At 73.0% G+C, this 17,098-nt stretch carries 16 protein-coding genes; 6 read left to right on the top strand and 10 right to left on the bottom strand.

Features of this window, described 5'->3' with window-relative positions; genetic code table 11:
- Positions 1-192 precede the first annotated feature (192 nt).
- Positions 193-939, bottom strand: a complete 747-nt coding sequence (locus tag EIY87_RS11825; RefSeq protein WP_125307756.1) for a sigma-70 family RNA polymerase sigma factor — start codon at positions 937-939, stop codon at positions 193-195.
- Between the two features lie 84 nt (positions 940-1,023).
- Between EIY87_RS11825 and EIY87_RS11820 the strand changes: the two genes are divergently transcribed.
- Positions 1,024-1,710 carry a TetR/AcrR family transcriptional regulator gene (locus tag EIY87_RS11820; protein ID WP_125307755.1) on the top strand — a complete coding sequence of 229 codons (687 nt, stop codon included), beginning with the start codon at positions 1,024-1,026 and terminating at the stop codon, positions 1,708-1,710.
- A gap of 79 nt (positions 1,711-1,789) precedes the next feature.
- Positions 1,790-2,788 carry a TerC/Alx family metal homeostasis membrane protein gene (locus EIY87_RS11815; protein WP_125307754.1) on the top strand — a complete coding sequence of 333 codons (999 nt, stop codon included), beginning with the start codon at positions 1,790-1,792 and terminating at the stop codon, positions 2,786-2,788.
- Here EIY87_RS11815 and EIY87_RS11810 read toward each other — a convergent pair.
- Complete coding sequence (locus EIY87_RS11810; RefSeq protein ID WP_125307753.1) at positions 2,768-3,184, bottom strand: VOC family protein; 417 nt, start codon at positions 3,182-3,184, stop codon at positions 2,768-2,770. The genes EIY87_RS11815 and EIY87_RS11810 overlap by 21 nt on opposite strands.
- Before the next feature lie 22 nt (positions 3,185-3,206).
- Between EIY87_RS11810 and EIY87_RS11805 the strand changes: the two genes are divergently transcribed.
- The gene (locus tag EIY87_RS11805) at positions 3,207-3,857 is read left to right on the top strand and encodes a GntR family transcriptional regulator (protein WP_125307752.1); all 651 of its coding nucleotides are present in this window, start codon (positions 3,207-3,209) and stop codon (positions 3,855-3,857) included.
- On the opposite strand, the gene EIY87_RS11800 is transcribed toward EIY87_RS11805, so the two are convergent.
- Positions 3,846-5,795 carry a DNA/RNA non-specific endonuclease gene (locus EIY87_RS11800; RefSeq protein ID WP_125307751.1) on the bottom strand — a complete coding sequence of 650 codons (1,950 nt, stop codon included), beginning with the start codon at positions 5,793-5,795 and terminating at the stop codon, positions 3,846-3,848. The genes EIY87_RS11805 and EIY87_RS11800 overlap by 12 nt on opposite strands.
- 115 nt (positions 5,796-5,910) lie before the next feature.
- Between EIY87_RS11800 and EIY87_RS11795 the strand changes: the two genes are divergently transcribed.
- Complete coding sequence (locus EIY87_RS11795) at positions 5,911-6,924, top strand: zinc-dependent alcohol dehydrogenase (RefSeq protein ID WP_125307750.1); 1,014 nt, start codon at positions 5,911-5,913, stop codon at positions 6,922-6,924.
- On the opposite strand, the gene EIY87_RS11790 is transcribed toward EIY87_RS11795, so the two are convergent.
- Positions 6,921-8,450, bottom strand: a complete 1,530-nt coding sequence (locus EIY87_RS11790) for an adenylate/guanylate cyclase domain-containing protein (RefSeq protein WP_225439830.1) — start codon at positions 8,448-8,450, stop codon at positions 6,921-6,923. The genes EIY87_RS11795 and EIY87_RS11790 overlap by 4 nt on opposite strands.
- A gap of 106 nt (positions 8,451-8,556) precedes the next feature.
- Between EIY87_RS11790 and EIY87_RS11785 the strand changes: the two genes are divergently transcribed.
- Together EIY87_RS11785 and EIY87_RS11780 are read left to right on the top strand one after the other, a co-directional pair.
- Complete coding sequence (locus EIY87_RS11785; RefSeq protein ID WP_125307748.1) at positions 8,557-9,459, top strand: AurF N-oxygenase family protein; 903 nt, start codon at positions 8,557-8,559, stop codon at positions 9,457-9,459.
- A 1-nt stretch (position 9,460) separates the two neighbouring features.
- Entirely contained in the window at positions 9,461-10,918 is a 1,458-nt protein-coding gene (locus EIY87_RS11780) for an FAD-dependent oxidoreductase (RefSeq protein ID WP_125307747.1), read from the top strand.
- Positions 10,919-11,005: 87 nt separating this feature from the next.
- Here EIY87_RS11780 and EIY87_RS48035 read toward each other — a convergent pair whose 3' ends face one another.
- The 6 genes from EIY87_RS48035 to EIY87_RS11755 are packed head-to-tail and all read right to left on the bottom strand — an operon-like array spanning position 11,006 to position 17,071.
- Positions 11,006-12,145: a M20 family metallopeptidase gene (locus EIY87_RS48035; protein WP_191984059.1), complete on the bottom strand. Its 1,140-nt coding sequence runs from the start codon at positions 12,143-12,145 to the stop codon at positions 11,006-11,008.
- Positions 12,142-13,128 (bottom strand): ketopantoate reductase family protein, encoded by a 987-nt coding sequence (locus tag EIY87_RS48030; RefSeq protein ID WP_191984058.1) that lies wholly within the window; start codon positions 13,126-13,128, stop codon positions 12,142-12,144. Before EIY87_RS48030 ends, EIY87_RS48035 begins: the two co-directional genes overlap by 4 nt.
- A complete protein-coding gene (locus EIY87_RS11770; RefSeq protein WP_125307746.1) occupies positions 13,121-13,900 on the bottom strand; it encodes an SDR family NAD(P)-dependent oxidoreductase in 780 nt (259 codons plus the stop codon). The genes EIY87_RS48030 and EIY87_RS11770 overlap by 8 nt, the downstream gene beginning before the upstream one ends.
- Entirely contained in the window at positions 13,900-15,183 is a 1,284-nt protein-coding gene (locus EIY87_RS11765) for an MFS transporter (RefSeq protein WP_125307745.1), read from the bottom strand. The genes EIY87_RS11770 and EIY87_RS11765 overlap by 1 nt, the downstream gene beginning before the upstream one ends.
- Entirely contained in the window at positions 15,180-16,067 is an 888-nt protein-coding gene (locus tag EIY87_RS11760; RefSeq protein ID WP_125307744.1) for a polysaccharide deacetylase family protein, read from the bottom strand. The genes EIY87_RS11765 and EIY87_RS11760 overlap by 4 nt, the downstream gene beginning before the upstream one ends.
- Complete coding sequence (locus EIY87_RS11755) at positions 16,064-17,071, bottom strand: Lrp/AsnC family transcriptional regulator (protein WP_125307743.1); 1,008 nt, start codon at positions 17,069-17,071, stop codon at positions 16,064-16,066. The genes EIY87_RS11760 and EIY87_RS11755 overlap by 4 nt, the downstream gene beginning before the upstream one ends.
- Positions 17,072-17,098: the final 27 nt, after the last annotated feature.

Below are 17,098 nucleotides of genomic sequence, written 5' to 3'. Positions count from 1 at the left end.
CGCCAGACGACATGAACGACCCTTTCATGACATCCCCGCGAGGCCGGGCAGACCACGCGACCCCTGCCGCCGGTCACCCGCCCGCCGGCGCGATTTTGCCGGGCCCCTGGCCTGCAAAGGTCTTGAATGACCCATTCAGGTCTTCGCAGGTCCTGAATGACTCATTCAAGACCTGTGGCCGGGCCGGGCGGGTCAGCCGGGGAGGCGGGCCGCGGTGGAAGGGAGTTCGCGGTTCGCCTCGTCCAGGCCCGTCGCCACCGTGCGGCACGAGCCGCAGCCCGCGATGTGCTCCGCGATCGCCGACGCCCGGCGCTGGGACAGCCCGCCGCGGACCCACGCCCCCATCCGGCGGCGGGGCTCGCGGCAGATCGGTTCCTCCGCGTCCGGTACCTGGACCTGCAGGTACGCCTGCCGCAACCCTTCACGCGCCCGCATCGCCAGCGCCGCCACACTATTGGGTGAAAGTCCGAGCAGGGGTGCGACCTCCGTCGGGGTGTCACCCTCCGCCTCGGTCCGCCAGAGCACTGTCCGCCACCGGCCCGGCAGCGTGCAGTAAGCCGTCCACACCAGCTTTTCGTTCGACCGGTGCAGCGCCAGTTCGTCGGCTCCGCCGGCGGCGCACGACTCGGGGACCGTCTCGCACAGTTCGACGCGGCTGCCTTGCCTGCCCCAGCGGGAGACCAGGTTGCGCATGGTCACCACGAGGTACGGCCGCAGGTCGCCGTCCGGGCCGCCGCCGGCGCGGACCACCGCCAGGACGCGGGTGAACGCCTCGGCCACCAGGTCGTCGCGCTCGGCGGGCTGGTTGGCCCAGCCGCTCGCGATGCCGCGCAGCGGACCCGCGTGCCGGCGGAACAGGGCGCCGCCCGCGGCGAGGTCGCCGGCGCGGAGGGCGGCGAGCAGCTCCGCGTCCGGCGGGTCCTCGTCTGCTGTCCTCATCCGAACTCTCCGTGACCGCACTGCACCCAAAGTAAGAGGTACGGCAGTGTACGCCATAGCGCCGCGCCGGTACACTCCGTGCCGATGACATCGACGGACAGGCCGAGGCCGCCCGATGGCCGGGCCGCGCGGTGGGCCGGGCAGCGGGAACGCCGCCGCGGCGAGTTCGTCGAGGCGGGCCTGCGCGCCATCGCGCGGTACGGGCCCGAGGTGTCCACCGAGCAGATCGCCGACGAAGCCGGCGTGGCCCGCACGCGCCTCTACCGGCACTTCGACGGCGCCGCCGACCTGCAGCACGCCATCGCGCGCCGGGTGGTGGAGCTGATCACCGCCGAGTTCGCGCCGCTGTGGACCCCCAGCGGCACGCCGATGGACCTCATCCGGACGGCGATCGGCGCGCACACCCGCTGGCTGGCCGAGCACGGCTCGCTCTACCGCTACCTCACCAGGCACGGCATGGACGGCGCCCCCGACGTCTTCGCCGACGGCAAGACCGCCATCGCCCGCCAGCTCACCGTCGTCTTCGAGCACTACCTCGGCCTCTTCGGCATGGACACCCGCGTCTGCGAGGCCGTCGCGTTCGGACTGGTCGGCCTCGTGGAAACGAGCACCTCGCGCTGGCTGGAGAACCCCCGCGGGGTCAGCCGCGCCGAGCTGACCGCCCTGCTGGCGCGCTGGGTCTGGGGCATCGTCGACGACACCCTGCGCGCCGGCGGCGTCGCGCTCGACCCGGACGCGCCGCTCGCCGCGGCCGACCTCGCGCCGCGCTGACCGTCCACAGTGGAGTCCGGATGCGCGGACGCGGGCCCGCCCTTACGATCGCCGCAAGCACGCGGGAGCGGGGGAGCGGATGGGCATCGGGGCCGGCACGTGGCTCGTCACCATCGGCGTCGTGCTGGCCTTGCTGGCCGTCGACCTCGTGCTCGCCGCGGTCCGGCCGCACCGGGTCGGGTTCGGCGAGGCGGTCGCCTGGTCGGTGGGCTACATCCTGGTCGCGGTGGCGTTCGGCGTCTGGCTCGCGCTGGCCCACGGCGGTGAGTCCGGCGCCGAGTACTTCGCCGGCTACATCGTCGAGAAGAGCCTGTCGGTCGACAACCTGTTCGTGTTCGTGATCATCATGACGACGTTCGCTGTCTTGGAGGAGCACCAGCACAAGGTGCTCACGTTCGGGATCGTGCTCGCGCTGGTGATGCGCGGGCTCTTCATCGCGCTCGGCGCGGCCCTGCTCGCGTTGTTCTCCTTCATGTTCCTGCTGTTCGGCCTGCTGCTGATCTTCACCGGCGTCCAGCTGTTCCGGCACCGCGACGCCGACCCCGACATCGAGGGCAACGTCGTCGTGCGCACCGCGCGGCGTGTGCTGCCGGTGTCGGAGACCTACGATGGCGGCCGGCTGACCACCAAGGTCGCGGGACGGCGGCTCGTCACCCCGCTGGTGGTGGTCCTGGTCGCGATCGGCGGCGTCGACCTGCTGTTCGCGCTGGACTCGATCCCCGCGGTGTTCGGCGTGACCGACGAGCCCTTCATCGTCTTCGCCGCCAACGCCTTCGCGCTGCTGGGCCTGCGCGCGCTGTACTTCCTCGTGAAGGGGCTGCTCGACCGGCTCGTCTACCTCTCGGCCGGGCTCGCGGTGATCCTGGCGTTCATCGGGGTGAAGCTGATCCTGCACTGGGCGCACGTCGACGTCGACCCGCGCGTGCCCGAGATCGCCACGCCGGTCAGCCTCGCGGTGATCATCGGCGTGCTCGCCGTGGTGACCGTCGCCAGCCTGCTCAAGACCCGCCGCGACCCCGGGGCGAAGGCGCACCCGGGCTCGCTGCGCGGGTCCGGCTCAGACCGCGAAGACCTGTGAGTCGTCGGCGAAAGCCTTGAACTCCAGGGCGTTCCCGGCCGGGTCGAGCAGGAACATCGTCCACTGCTCGCCGGGCTGCCCTTCGAACCGGAGGTAGGGCTCGATCACGAACTCCGTCCCGGCGGCGCGCAGCCGCTCGGCGAGGGCGTGGAACTCCTCGACGGCCAGCAGCAGGCCGAAGTGCGGCACCGGCACGTCGTGGCCGTCGACCGGGTTGTGCACCCGCTCCGGCCGGGACGGCGCCAGGTGCGTGACGAACTGGTGGCCGTGCAGGTTCCAGTCGACCCAGGTCTCGGCGCTGCGGCCCGGCTCGAGGCCGAGGACTTCGCCGTAGAAGCGGCGGGCGGCGGCGAGGTCGTCGACGGGCATGGCGAGGTGGAAGCGGGGAAGGGTCATGTCTTGATGTTAACATTACGACATGAGTGCTCAAGTGGCTCCCGCGCGCCGGCGCGGGCTGGCCGACGAGGTGGCCGACCGCATCCGCGACGCGATCTTCGACGGCGGGTACGCGCCGGGCAGCCAGCTGCGCGAGGTGGAGCTGGCCGAAGCGCTGGGCGTGAGCCGCGGGCCGGTGCGGGAGGCGCTGCTCAAGCTCGAGCGCGAAGGGCTCGTCCGCGGCGAGTGGCACCGGGGCACCACGGTCACGGCGCTGTCCGACGAGGACGTCGCCGAGCTGGACAGCCTGCGGGCGGCGCTCGAGCAGCTCGCCGTCGCCCTGGTCGTCGAGCGAGGCCCTGACCTGGCGGAGATCGACGCCGTCGTGGCGCGGATGGAGCGAGCGGCCGACGAGCACGAGATGGTCCGCTGCGACCTGGCGTTCCACGACGCGGTCTACGCCGCCGCCGGCCACCGGCGCCTGCGCGAAGCGTGGGAGGCGATCCGCTCGCAGGTGCACCTGTTCCTGCTGACGCGGATCGGCGTCGAGTCCGAGGGTTACCTCGCGGGCATCCCCGCCGAGCACCGCGAACTCGCGCAGGCGCTGCGGGCGGGCGACCGGGAGGCGGCCCTCGAACTCTTCGCCGTGCATCGCCGCCACGCGTTCGAGATCCTGCGCGGCTCAGAGCACTAGGTCGCCCGGGCCGCCGATCTCCCGCACCTCGCCGGTGGATTCCAGCAGCTCCAACGGGTCCGCGTCCGGCAGCTCGCCGAACGACAGCCCGGTCAGGTCGGCGATGCGGCGGACCGGGACCTGGTACGTCCGGTAGGCGCCGTAGCTGAACTCACCCGTCGCCTCCAGTCCCTTGATCAGTTCCTCCTGGCTCAGCAGGTACGCCGTCGCCGACAGGGTGCCGTCGGTCTTCACCATCGCGACGACTTTCCAGAACTGGCGCGGCAGCTGCACCCCGCGGTACCGGTCGTCGTCCTCGGCGAGGACCGGGCCGGTCAGCACGGTGACCTTGAGGTCGTGGTTGTCCGCGTTGTTCAGCACGTAGTCCTCCAGCCCGGCCCACGTGGTCTTGTTCTGGTTGAAGTCCTTGTGCTGCGGCGAACAGTTCGTGAAGTGGAACGTGTCGTCGTTGCCGAGCTGGGCGATCGCCTCGGTCGCGCCCCACGCCGGGTCGAGGCGGCGGACCAGGTGGCCGCGGTCGAGCGGGTTGGCGCGGTAGATCTCCTCGCCGACCTGCTCGGCCTCGTCGACCCGCGGGTCCAGCGACCAGTGGTCGGCCTCGCGGTGCAGCGCCCGGCTGGTGCGCCCGTCGATGTTGACCGCGGTGAACAGCGCCAGCCGCCGTTCCTTGTGCATGACGACGCTGAAGTGGTGGTACGGCAGGAGGTACCGCGGTTCGGCGGTGGCCTGCCGGTTGAGCGCGGCCAGCGGCACGAGCGCGGCGGGCAGGACCGGCAGCGGCACGGTGTGCCCGGGGAGGAAGGCCGGGTCGTAGCCCTCGCGGTTGGCGTAGTCCGGGTCGATCCGGCCGGTCTCCGGCGCGGCGGCCGGCGCCGGTTCGGCGCGCAGCCGGATGTCGAACGGCATCGACACGGTGAGCCCCGGCCGCTCGCCGTCGCCCGCGGCCGGTGCCGGTGCCGTGCGTTCGGAGCGCGTGGCCAGCCGGTCGACCAGGGCCTGCTCCGCGGCGGTGAACCGCTTGCCGCGCAGGAAGGCCAGCAGCTTGCTGACCCGGATGCCTTCGTTGATGAAGCGGCCGAGCTCGGCGTGGTCGTCGGCGGGGACGCTCGCGTGGTGCAGCGCCACGACCTCCCACTGGTCGTTGAACACCGGCGAGCCCGACGACCCGGGTTCGGTGTCGGTTTCGTAGTGCAGGAACTGCTCCAGCACGTCGACGACGCGGTTTTCCCGCAGCGCGACCTTCTTCTTGCCGCCCTTGGGGTGCTGGACGATGGTGACGAAGTCGCCGACGATCGCCTTGCCCTCGGTGCCGATCAGCCGGTTGTACCCGAAGGCGTCCAGCTCGCCGGGCGCCGCTCGCACGGCCACCAGCGCGAAGTCGAGGTCCTCGTCGGCGACGAAGAAGCGGTCCGGGTCCAGCCGGAACGCGTGCACCGGCCGGGGCAGGCCGTCGACGCCGTCCTGGTAGTCGAACTCGATCACGCTGAACCCGGCCGTGGCCGCGTCGGGGAGCACGTGGTGGTTGGTGAGCAGCAGTTCCGGCGACACCAGCGAACCCGTGCCGTAGCCGGTGAGCCGGCCGCGGTCGTCGCGGATGTTCACCCGGCCCACGGCCGACGCGGCCCGCACGCCGCCTTCGAGGTAGCCGACGCCGAGCAGGTCGTCGGTGAGGATGATCCGTTCGAGGATCGCGCCCGCCGCCGCCATCGCCGCGGGGTCCCCGGCTTCGATCGCCGCCGGCCTGACCGGGCGGACGTCGGGGTGGTAGCGGGCGAGCCGGTCGATCCGGGTGGCCACGCGGCGCGGGTCGTCGGCCTTGGCGATCCCGCCCGGCGTGTGCAGCAACGCGATCTTGGCGCGGCGTTCGACGGTGCGCCGGTTCGCTCGCGCGGCGGCGGCCGCTTCCTGATCGGACGGTCGTGCGGTCTTGACGTCCACGGTGCCTCCCCGGACGAAGCGGAAAATCACCGCGTTAGTCGCATGCTTTCGGGGACCGTTACAAGGGAATCGGGGAAAATAACCGCCGGCGAGGCGAGCGTGCGAGCATGCACCCATGTCTTCGATCATGCGGGCGTTCGTGCTGACCGGGCCCCGGGAATTCGCCGTGCGGGAGGTGCCCGCACCGGCGGCGGCGCCGGGTGAGGTCGTCGTGGACGTCGAACGCGCCGGCGTGTGCGGCACGGACGTCGAGTTCTTCACCGGCGAGATGCCGTACCTGCACGACGGCCACGCCGCCTACCCGATGCGGCTCGGGCACGAATGGGCGGGCACGGTCTCGGCGGTCGGCGACGGCGTCGACCCCGCGTGGCTCGGCCGCCGGGTCATGGGCGACACGATGCTCGGCGACCGGACGTGCCGCCGCTGCCGGAAGGGCCACCAGCACACGTGCGAGCAGCGCGAGGAGGTCGGTATCCGCGGGGGCCGGGCGGGGGCGCTGGCGGAGAAGCTCGCCGTCCCGGCGTGGTCGCTGCACGCGCTGCCGGACGCGGTCGACGCCGTCCTCGGCGCCCTGGTCGAACCGGGCGGCAACGCCCTGCGCGCGGCGCGGGCGGCCGGGACCGGACCGGGGGACCGGGCGCTCGTGCTCGGGCCGGGGACGATCGGGCTGCTGACGGCGATGTTCCTGCGGGCCGCCGGCGCCGAGGTGCACCTGATGGGCGTGGCCGGCCTGGACTTCCCGCGCAGCCTCGGTTTCGACGGCGTCTGGACCCGGGAGACGTTGCCGGACCTGCCCTTCGACGCGGTCGTCGACGCCACCGGCGCGGCCGGGGCGCCCGCGCTCGCCGTGGACCTCGTGGAGCCCGCCGGCCGGATCGTCTACATAGGACTGTCGGGCGACCCCAGCCGGGTGGACACGCGTGCGCTGGTCTTCAAGGACGTCACGGCGGTCGGCGTGCTGTCGGCGTCCCCGGGCCTGGCCGAGACGATCGAGGCGTACGCGAGCGGAGCGGTCGACCCGCGGCCCCTGGTGGGAGCGACGGTCGGTCTCGACGGGGTGGGCGCGGTGCTGGCGGGGGAGCGGATCGGGGGCGCGGGCCCGAAGGTGCACATCGACCCGGGGCGTTAGGACTTCGGTGAGGCGAGGGTGGTGGGCCGGGAGCGGCCGCGCAGCGTGACTTGGTCGTTCGCCACCCACTGCGCCGCCTCGGTCTCGGTCGCGGACTCGACCGCCGTCCAGGAGGCCGGGAGGCGGGCGGGCGCGTTCTTGGCCAGCTCCGTCAGCCGCGCGGCTTCGTTGACCGGGTCACCGATCACCGTGTACTCGAAGCGGCGCGGGTCGCCGACATTGCCCGCGACCGCGTCGCCGGTGGCCACGCCGATGCCCGCCGGGCCGTCCGAGACCTCCGCGGCCAGGCGGCGGGCGATCGCGCGGCCGGCGGCCAGCGCGCACGTCGCGTGGTCGCCGAGCGGGGCCGGCGCCCCGAAGACCGCCAGCGCGGCGTCGCCGACGAACTTGTTGACCAGGCCGTGGTGCCGGCCGACCTCGTCGACGACCACGGTGAAGAACCGGTTGAGCAGGTCGACGACCTCTTCCGGCGGGCGGCTCGCGGCCAGCGCCGTCGAGCCGACGAGGTCGACGAACAGCACCGACACCGTCCGCACCGTGCCGCCCAGCTCGGTGGCCGTCCGCATGGCCTCGACCGCCACCTCGTGCCCGACGTGCCTGCCGAACAGGTCGCGCAGCCGCTCGCGCTCGGCCAGCCCGGCCGCCATCCCGTTGAACCCCGCCTGCAGCAGGCCCAGCTCGGTGCCGTCGTAGACCGGGATCTCCACGGTGAAGTCGCCCGCCCGGACGCGGGCCAGCGCGTTCTGGACCGACGTGATCGGGTTGACCACCGCGCGGGCGGTGAACACCGTGACGAGCAGGCCGAAGCACAGCACGACCAGGCCGAGGGCGATCACCGACACCGCCAGCTTGGTGGTCGAGACGTCGCCGCGGACCCAGGCCAGCACCGCGGTGACCACCAGCCCGGCCACCGGCACGCCGGTGCCCAGGCACCAGAACAGCAGCATCCGCAGGTTGACGCCGCCGGTGACCGGGCGCGGCGGCGTCGTGCCCGCCAGCGCCAGCGCCGCGTACGGCCGCAGCGCGAACTCGCCGAACAGGTAGGCGATCGCGCAGACGACGACGGCAGCGAACGCCACGACCAGCAGCTCGGTCAGCACGACGGCCGGCTGCACGAGCGCGGCGAGGCCCCCGAAGACCAGGGTCGCGAGTCCCCACAGCACGGCCTGGACCATCGTCAGCCGCAAGGGGACGCGCAGGCTCGCGGTGCGTTCGGCGTCGGTGGGCCGGCGGCCCTCGGCCGCCCAGCGCAGCGTCCGCAGCGCGCCGCCGGTGCCCCACAGCGTGCCGGCGACGACCGCCGAAACGACGTACACGGGCACCGCGATCGCCGTCACCCGCACGAGGTCGCCCGACATCCCGGGCGCCGGCATGAGCAGTGCGGCCAGCCCGACCACGACCAGCGCGCCGATGACGTTGGTGGCGATCAGGGCGGCGGTGAGCAGGCGCTGGACCCGCCGTCGCAACGCCACGAGGTTCTGGTCCGGCGGGCCGAGCAGCCCCGAGCCGTACGGCAGCGGTTTCACCGGGTGAGTGTACAACTGTTCACTCAGATGCCCGCTAGCGGGCGGGCAAGTATGTGTTACGGTTGGTAACAGTGAACTTCGGTAACACCTGACGAGGAGGTCGGCCATGACGAGCATCGGCGAAGCGGGCGTGTCGGACCGGGAGACCGTGGCGCGGCGCCTGCTCGACTCGTCCGAGCAGCTCTCCTACGACCCCGTCAAGGAGGTCGACTGGGAGACGCCGCTGGACACGGACTACCACGGCGCCAGCCCGGAGTGGAGCACGCTCTACGGGACGTCCTACTGGGCCGAGCTGACTCCCGGGCAGCAGCGCGAGCTGACCCGCCAGGAGGCGGCGTCGGTGGCGAGCACCGGGATCTGGTTCGAGATGATCCTCCAGCAGATGGTGCTGCGCGACTTCTACGCCAAGGACCCGACGGACCCGGCGTTCCAGTGGGCGCTGACCGAGATCGCCGACGAGTGCCGCCACTCGATCATGTTCGCCCGCGGCGCCGCGAAGCTGCGGGCGCCCGCGTACCGGCCGCGCCGGTTCGTCGTCGAGCTGGGCCGGATCTTCAAGGCCACCGCGACCGGCGAAGCGGCCTACGCGGCGATCCTCGTCGCCGAAGAGGTCCTCGACGTGATGCAGCGCGACTGGATGCGCGACGAGCGCGTCGTCCCGTTCGTGCGGACCATCAACAACATCCACGTGGTCGAGGAATCGCGGCACATGAAGTTCGCCCGCGAAGAGACCCGTGAACGGCTGGCAGGCGCCGGCTGGCTGCGCCGCCAGATCAACGGCTTCGTCGTCGCGGTCGCGTCGTACTTCATCGTCACGAGCATGGTGAACGCCAAGGTGTACGAGAACGCGGGCCTGGACGGCAAGCGGGCGCGGCGCGAGGCGAAGGCGAACGAGCACCACAAGTCGATGCTGCGCTCGAGCTGCGCCGGGCTGATGGAGTTCCTGCACTCGGCCGGGCTGCTGACCAAGCCGTCGCTGTGGTTCTACAAGCGCGCGAACCTGATCTGACATGGCCTTCGCGATCACGCAGACCTGCTGCGCCGACGCGTCCTGCGTGTCGGTCTGCCCGGTCAACTGCATCCACCCGACGCCGGACGAGCCGGACTTCGGGACGACGGACATGCTCTACGTCGACCCGGACACCTGCATCGACTGCGGTGCCTGCGCCGACGCCTGCCCGGTCGACGCGATCTTCCCGGCCGGGGCCCTCACCGGGCCGCTCGCGGTCTACCCGGAGATCAACGCGGAGTACTACGCGGAGCGGGACGTCCTGACCGAGGCCACCGTCGCCCCGAACTTCCACCGCTGGGCGCCGCCGTCGTTCGCCCGGATCCTCCCGAGCGACTTCGCGCCGCTGGACGTCGCGGTCGTCGGCACCGGGCCGGCCGGCATGTACGCGGTCGAGGACCTGTTGCTGCACACCAATTCCCGGGTCACCCTCATCGACCGGCTGGCGGACCCGGGCGGCCTGGTCCGCTACGGCGTCGCGCCCGACCACCCGTCGACGAAGAAGATCGGCGAGACGTTCGCGCGCTTCCACGACCACCCGCGGCTGCGCCTGCGGCTCGGCGTCGAGGCAGGCCCCGAGCTGGCCGCGCGGCACGACGCCGTGATCTGGGCGGTCGGCGCGACGGAGGCTCGGCCCCTCGGGATCCCGGGTGAGGACCTGCCCGGCAGCCTCCCGGCGGCGTCCGTCGTCGGCTGGTACAACGGCCACCCGGACCTCGAGCCGGACGCGGTCGACCTCTCGGCCGAGCGGGTCGTCGTGGTGGGCACCGGCAACGTCGCCCTCGACGTCGCGCGGATCCTGACCGCCGACCCGGCGACGCTGGCGGGCACGTCGCTCGCCCCCGCCGCGCTGGCCCGGCTGCGGTCGAGCAAGGTGCGCGAGGTCGTGGTGCTGGCCCGGCGCGGGCCGGAGGACGCCGCGTACACGCGGTCGGAACTGCTGGCGCTGGCGGCGCGGGGCAACCTGGTCGTGGACGACCACGACCCGCGGATCACCGCGGCGATCGACGGCGGCGCCGGCAAGGCGGCGCTGCTGCGGGACGTGCCGCGCGAGGCGGTGGACTGGTCGTCGCCGCCCCCGGACGGCCGCCGGGTGGTGCTGCGGTTCCACTCCTCGCCGGTCGAGTTCACCGGCGACACCGAGGTCCGGAGCGTGCTCACGACCGGCGGCGTCGAGATCCCGGCGGGCCGGGTGGTGCGAGCCGCCGGCTTCCGCGGCGCGCCGGTGCCCGGGCTGCCGTTCGACGCCGGAACCGGGACGGTCCCGAACGAATCGGGCCGGGTCGCGCCCGGGACGTACGTGGCTGGCTGGATCAAGCGCGGGCCGTCGGGCGGCATCGGGACGAACAAGGCGTGCGCCCGCGAGACGGTCGGGGCCCTGCTGGAGGACGCGGTCGCCGGCCGCCTGCGGACCCGCGCACCCCGGCGCGGCCTGGCCAGGGTGCTCGGCCGGGCCTGACCCGCTCGCGCGCCGACGTCTTGAATGACTCATTCAGGTCGTCGGCGGTCCTGAATGACTCATTCAAGACACCGCAGGCCCGCGCGGCTACCCGGCCAGGCGGTGCAGGACGGCGGCGGCCAGTGCCGTGCGTTCGAGCATTCCCTCGACGCTGATGTGCTCGTGCCGCGCGTGGGCGCCGTCGCCGACCGCGCCGAAGCCGTCCAGGACCGGGTGGCCCAGTGCGGCCACGAAGTTGCCGTCGCTCGCGCCGCCCACCGAGCACTCCCGCAGCGTCACGCCCAGCTGTGCCGCCTCCTCGCGGGCCAGCTCGTACACCTTCGCGATGGCGGCCGAACGTTCCATCACCGGCCGGTTCCAGCCGCCTTCGACGGTGAGCGCGGCGCGTGGGTCGTGGGCCTTGAGCGCCGCCAGGGCCGCGTCGACGCGGGCCGCCTCCGCTGCCGTCGAGACGCGGACGTCGACTTCGCCCGAAGCCGCGCCCGCGATCACGTTCGACCGCGTGCCACCTTCGATGACGCCGACGTTGACCGTCGTGCCGGCGTCCGGATCGGACAGTCCGTGCAGCGCCAGGACCGCCCGCGCCAGCTCGTCGATGGCGCTCGCGCCCTTCGCGGGGTCCAGGCCCGCGTGCGCTTCGACGCCGGTCGCGCGCACCCGGAAGATGCCGACGCCCTTGCGCGCGGTCTTCACCGCGCCGCCGGCGCTCGCCTCGAACACCAGCGTGGCCCGGGTGCCGGCGGCGGCCGCCTCGATCACCGGCCGCGACGCCGGGCTGCCGATCTCCTCGTCGCCGTTGAGGACCAGCCGCACGGCCGGGCGCGGCAGCCCGGCGGCGTCGAGCGCGCGCAGCGCCCACACCGCGTGCACCAGGCCCGACTTCATGTCGAAGATCCCCGGCCCGGTCGCGCGGTCGCCGTCCACGGTGAACGGCCACTCCGCCAGGGTGCCCAGCGGCCACACCGTGTCGTAGTGGCAGAGCAGCAGCACCGGTTCGCCGATGCCGGCGAAGTCGTAGACCTTGATGTCGCCGTACGGCCCGCCGTCGACGTCCTGGACGTTTTCGGGCGCGCCGAGCCGGTCGCGCAGCCAGCCGTCCACCCAGGACAGTCCACGGTCCAAAGCGGACTTGTCGTCGCTCGGTGTCTCGATGCCGACGTAGGCGGCGAGGTCGGCGAGGAGGTCGTCGCGGTGCGCGCGCACCCACTCGTGCAGTTCCCGGATCACAGGGCTCGCTCCAGTTCGGTCAGGTGGTCTTCGGACATCGCGACGGCGCCGGTCTCGACTTCCCGCAGCCGGCCCAGCACCGCGCGCAGCAACGGCACGGGTGCTTCGGCGAGCACCGGCGCGTAGTGGTGGTGGACCTCGACCGGCCGGTGCCGCACGGCGATGTCGCGCCAGATGCCGCTGCGGTCCTTCGGCTGGGTCCGCAGCCACGCGACCAGCCGGTCGGTCGCCGCCTCGCGCCCCGCCGCGCCCGGCAGGTAGGCCGCCGGGTCGAACTGGTCGAACGCCTCCAGCGTGCGGTCGCCCGCCGCGGCGAACACTTCCGCCACCAGTGCGTGCATGAGCGGCCGGTGCCGGTCGATCAGGTCGGCCATCGGCGCGTCGGCGAGCGCGGTCGTGGTGAGCATCGCGCCGAACCCCAGCTTCGCCCACAGGTAGCCCTCGACGTTGGCGGTCGCCTTCGCCGGACCCCACGCCTGCAGGTCCGCGACGACCTCCTCGACCCGCGGCGTGATCCGGCCGTCGGGCTCGCCGACGACCAGGGCGCCGAGGCCGCCGTCCCGCACGACACCGGGTTCGACCACGTCGGCGAACAGGTTCACGAACGCGCCGACCGTCCGATCCGGACCGACGCGCGAGGCGATCAGCCGCTCGTTGAGCCCGTTCTGCAGGGACACGACGAAGCCGTCGTCCGCCAGGCGCGGCGCGAGCCAGTCCAAGACGGTGCCGGTGGCCTGGGCCTTGACGGCGAGCAGGACCCGGCCCAGCACCGGCGGGGCGGCTTCCGGGGTGACCGCGGGCAGCTCGACGGTCGCGTCGCCGTCCGGGCGCCGCAGGGTGAGGCCGTGCGCGGCGATCGCGGCCACGTGCGCCGGGTCGGCGTCCACGATGGACACCGGGTGGCCCGCGCGCGCGAGGTGGAACGCGAGCGTGCCGCCGATCGCGCCGCCGCCGACCACCGTGTACGAGCGCCGGTCAGACATGCGCCTCCTTTCCTCGCTGCACGGCGGTTTCGCCGGTCCAGTGCAGCGGCAGGCCGGCTGCGCCCGCCGTGGACCCGCCGTCCACGCGCAGGACCGCGCCGGTGATCCAGGCCGCCTCCGGCCCGGCGAGCCAGAAGACGGCGTCGGCGACCTCCCGCGGTTCGCCGCGGCGGCCGAGCGGGTTCACCGACACCGCGGCCGCGTAGGCTTCGGTGACCGGGTTCGCTTCGCTGTCCACGGTGACGAAGCCGGGGCTGACGGCGTTGACGCGGATGCCGTGCGGCCCGAGCTCGACCGCGCACGCCTTGGTGACCATCTCCAGCGCGGCCTTCGACGTCGCGTAGTGCGCGGCGCCGGGACGCGCCCGGGTCGCCGCGCCGGAGGAGATGTTGACGACCGCGCCGGTGGTCCCGGCGGCCACGTGCGACCGTCCGAACGCGACGGTCGTGAGCAGCGCGGCGCGGACGTTGACGTCCTGCACGCGGTCCCACGCCGCCGCGGTCATTTCGAGCAGGGGAGTGGCGGGGTAGATCCCGGCGGCGTTGACGAGGACGTCGACGGGGCCGGTCCGCTCGACGAGTGCCTCGGCGAATTCCGCGTCCGCGAGGTCGCCGGGCAGCTCGACGACGTCGGTGGCCAGCTTACCGGCCACTGTGGACAGTTCCGCCGCGCGCAGGTCGGCCAGGACGAGGCGGTCGCCCGCGGCGGCGAACCGGGCGGCGATCGCCGCGCCGATCCCGCCGCCGGCGCCGGTGACGAGGACGGTCCGCACTACAGCTCCTTCCCCTTGGTCTCGGGCATCGTCAGGTAGACGGCGACGCCGATGAGCGCGGCCGCCGCCACGTAGACCCACACCAGGTGACCGAGGTGGTGGGCGTTCAGCCAGGTCGTCACGTACGGCGCGGTGCCGCCGAAGAGCGCCACGGCGAGCGCGTACGGCAGGCCGATGCCGGTCGTGCGGACCTCGGCCGGGAACTGCTCGGCCATGATCACCGCGCAGTTCGCCGAGTAGCCGACGATCAGCACCAGCCCGATCAGCTCGACGACGAAGACGCTCCAGAAGCTGTTGCCCAGGAAGTGGAACGCGGGCCAGGCGAACACCACGAACCCGGCGGCGAACGCGGTCATCGTCGCCTTGCGCCCGAGCCGGTCGGACAGCAGGCCGCCGAACGGCAGCAGCGCGATGAACACGACCATGGCCAGGGTGTTGGCCAGCAGCGCCGTCTTGAGCGGGATGCCGGTGCTCAGGTGGGCGTAGGCCGGCATGTAGGACACCCACACGTAGTAGATCAGCGTGCCGGCGATGGTCACCCCGGCCACGCGCAGCGCCGCGCCCGGGTGGTCGCGCAGCATCGCGACGAGCGGGTTGCGGCGCGGCTTGGCGGAGATCTTCGTGAACGCCTCGGTTTCGTGCACCGACACGCGCAGCCACAGGCCGACCAGGCCGAGCAGCCCGGCGATGCCGAACGCGAGCCGCCAGCCCCAGCTGTGCAGGTCGCCTTCGGACAGCGTCGAGTTGAGGATCGTGCCCATCAGCGCGGCGATCAGCGAGCCGAGGCCGACCGAGACCTGCTGCCACGAGCCGGCGAACGCCCGGCGCCCCGGCGCGGCGGATTCGATGAGGAACGCCGACGAGGAACCGAACTCGCCACCCGCCGAGAAACCTTGCACGAGCCGGGCGAGCAGCAGCACGATCGGGGCCAGCACGCCGATCTGCGCGTACGTCGGGCACAGCGCGATGACGATCGACGCCCCCGCCATCAGCGAGATGGTGAGCGTCAGGCCCTTCTTGCGGCCCTTCCGGTCGGCGTACGCGCCGAGCACCGCGCCGCCGATCGGGCGCATGACGAATCCGACGGCGAACACGGCCAAAGTGGACAGCAGGGCGGTGGTTTCGTTGCCACCGGCGAAGAACTGGCCGGCGAAGACGGGGGCGAAGGTCGCGTAGACGGCCCAGTCGACCCATTCGACGGTGTTGCCGACGGCGCCGGCGACGATCGCCTTGCGCTGCTGCGCGGTCAGGCGGTGGCTGACGACGGTGTCCACAGTGGTCATGACTGCTCCTGCCGGACGTGGTCGGCGATCTGGGCGTGCGTGGCGTACCAGACGCCGTCGTGGCCGTCGATGTGGCCGAGCAGCTCGGCCAGGATCGCGAGCCGGGACCGGTGCCCGATGATGTGCGGGTGCAGGGTGAGCTGGAAGATCCCGCCCTCGGCGTACGCGGCGTCGAATTCGTCGCGCCAGATCGAGAGCACGCCGCGCGGCGGGGTGTAGGGCCGCAGCGACGCGAACCGGTCCATCATGAAGTACGGCGCGTCGTCGCGGATCCACTCGACCGGCAGCTCGACGATCCCGGTCGGCTCGCCGTGTTCGAGCAGTTCGTAGCAGTCGTCGTCGGCCATCAGCGACGAGTCGTAGGTCAGGCCCAGCTCGCGGGTGATGGCGAGGGTGTGCGCGGAGAAGTCCCACGACGGCGTCCGGATCCCCACCGGGCGGGTGCCCGCGAGGCGTTCGAGCACGTCGGCGGCGCGGAAGGCGAGGTCGCGCTCCTCGGTCCCGGTGAGCGCGGTGTTGCGTTCGTGGATCCAGCCGTGCAGCGCCACTTCGTGCCCGGCGTCCACATAGGACTTGACTTCGCCGTCGTGCAGCAGCGCCGACACGGCGGGTACGAAGAACGACGCGGGTGCGTTGTGCCGCTGCAGGAGTTTCAGGATGCGCGGGACGCCGACGCGGGCGCCGTACTCGCCCTGCGCCAGCTTGCCGGGCAGCACTTCGCCGTCGCGCAGCGCGGGCGTCTCGTGGTCGGAGTCGAAGGACAGCGCCACGGCCACCTTCGCGCCGCCGGGCCACGCCGCCGGGCGCAGCGGGCGCCCGGCGCGGACGTGTTCGACGTGCCCGCGCCAGGTCGCTTCGTCCCACTGCCACGGTTGTCCGGTCATGCGTCCTCCAGCTTGGCGGCGGGCGTCGGGGCCCACGCGCGCTTGAGCGTCGAAACCTGCAGGGTCACGTCGGCCTCCCGGAGCCCGGGCAGTGCGCCGACGACGTCGGTGGTGTGCCGGTACAGCTCGCCGTAGTGCCGCAGCACGATCTGGCCGACGAGGTTGAACCGGCCGGTGGTGGCGCTCAGGTACTTCGTGCCGGGGTGGGCGGCGAGCTGCTGCCCGGCGCGGTCGAGCTCGCCGGGGACCACCGAGAGCCAGAGCATGAATTCGAGGGCGTAGCCGAACATCGACGGCTCGGCGAGCGTCCGGAACCGCAGGCACCCGCGCCGCACCAGCGAATCGACCCGTCTGGCCACAGTGGACTCGCTGCTGCCGACCAGTTTGGACACTTCCTTGAAGGCCATCCGGCCGTCTTCGCCCAGCGCGGCGCAGATCGCGAGGTCCAGTTCGTCGAGCTGCTCCGGCGGGCGCTCCCAGTGCTGCTCCTCGAACGGCCGCACGTCCCCGCCCCGCAGCTCGGCGACGGCCTCGCGGCTCAGCTCGCCGGAGTCCCAGTCGTGGTTGGAGGTGAAGGTCCGCATCACGGCGAAGGTCTCGGCGCCGCGGACGTCGCCGTCGCCGGGGAAGCCGTTTTCCTGCAGCCGCGCGATGTCGCGGTAGGAGGGGAGGACGAACTCGGCGGAGCAGTCGGCGCTGCCGGCGAGCACGGTCGCGTACCGCACCTCGGGCCGCGCGGCGAGCGCTTCGGCCACGCCGGCGGCCGTCCCGGGCCGGCACCGCAGCCGCGCGAGCACCGGCACGCCGAGCCCGCACCGCAGCACGTCCACGACCCCGATCACCCGGAGCCGCCCGCTGTCGGTGAGCTGCGCGGCGCGTCGCAGGACGGTGGACTCGCTCGCCCCGACGTGCCGCGCGATGGCGCCCCACGACGCCCGCCCGTTGAGCTGCAGGGCGGCGACGATGCGCCGGTCCAGTTCGGGTGCCTTGCCTTCGATCTGCACAGGAGGCATCCTGAATGCAGGAAAACG

The organism is Amycolatopsis eburnea, from assembly GCF_003937945.1.
GTDB lineage: Bacteria > Actinomycetota > Actinomycetes > Mycobacteriales > Pseudonocardiaceae > Amycolatopsis > Amycolatopsis eburnea.
The sequence above is the reverse complement of the archived record's forward strand: the minus strand, read 5'-3'. Positions and strand labels throughout refer to the sequence as shown.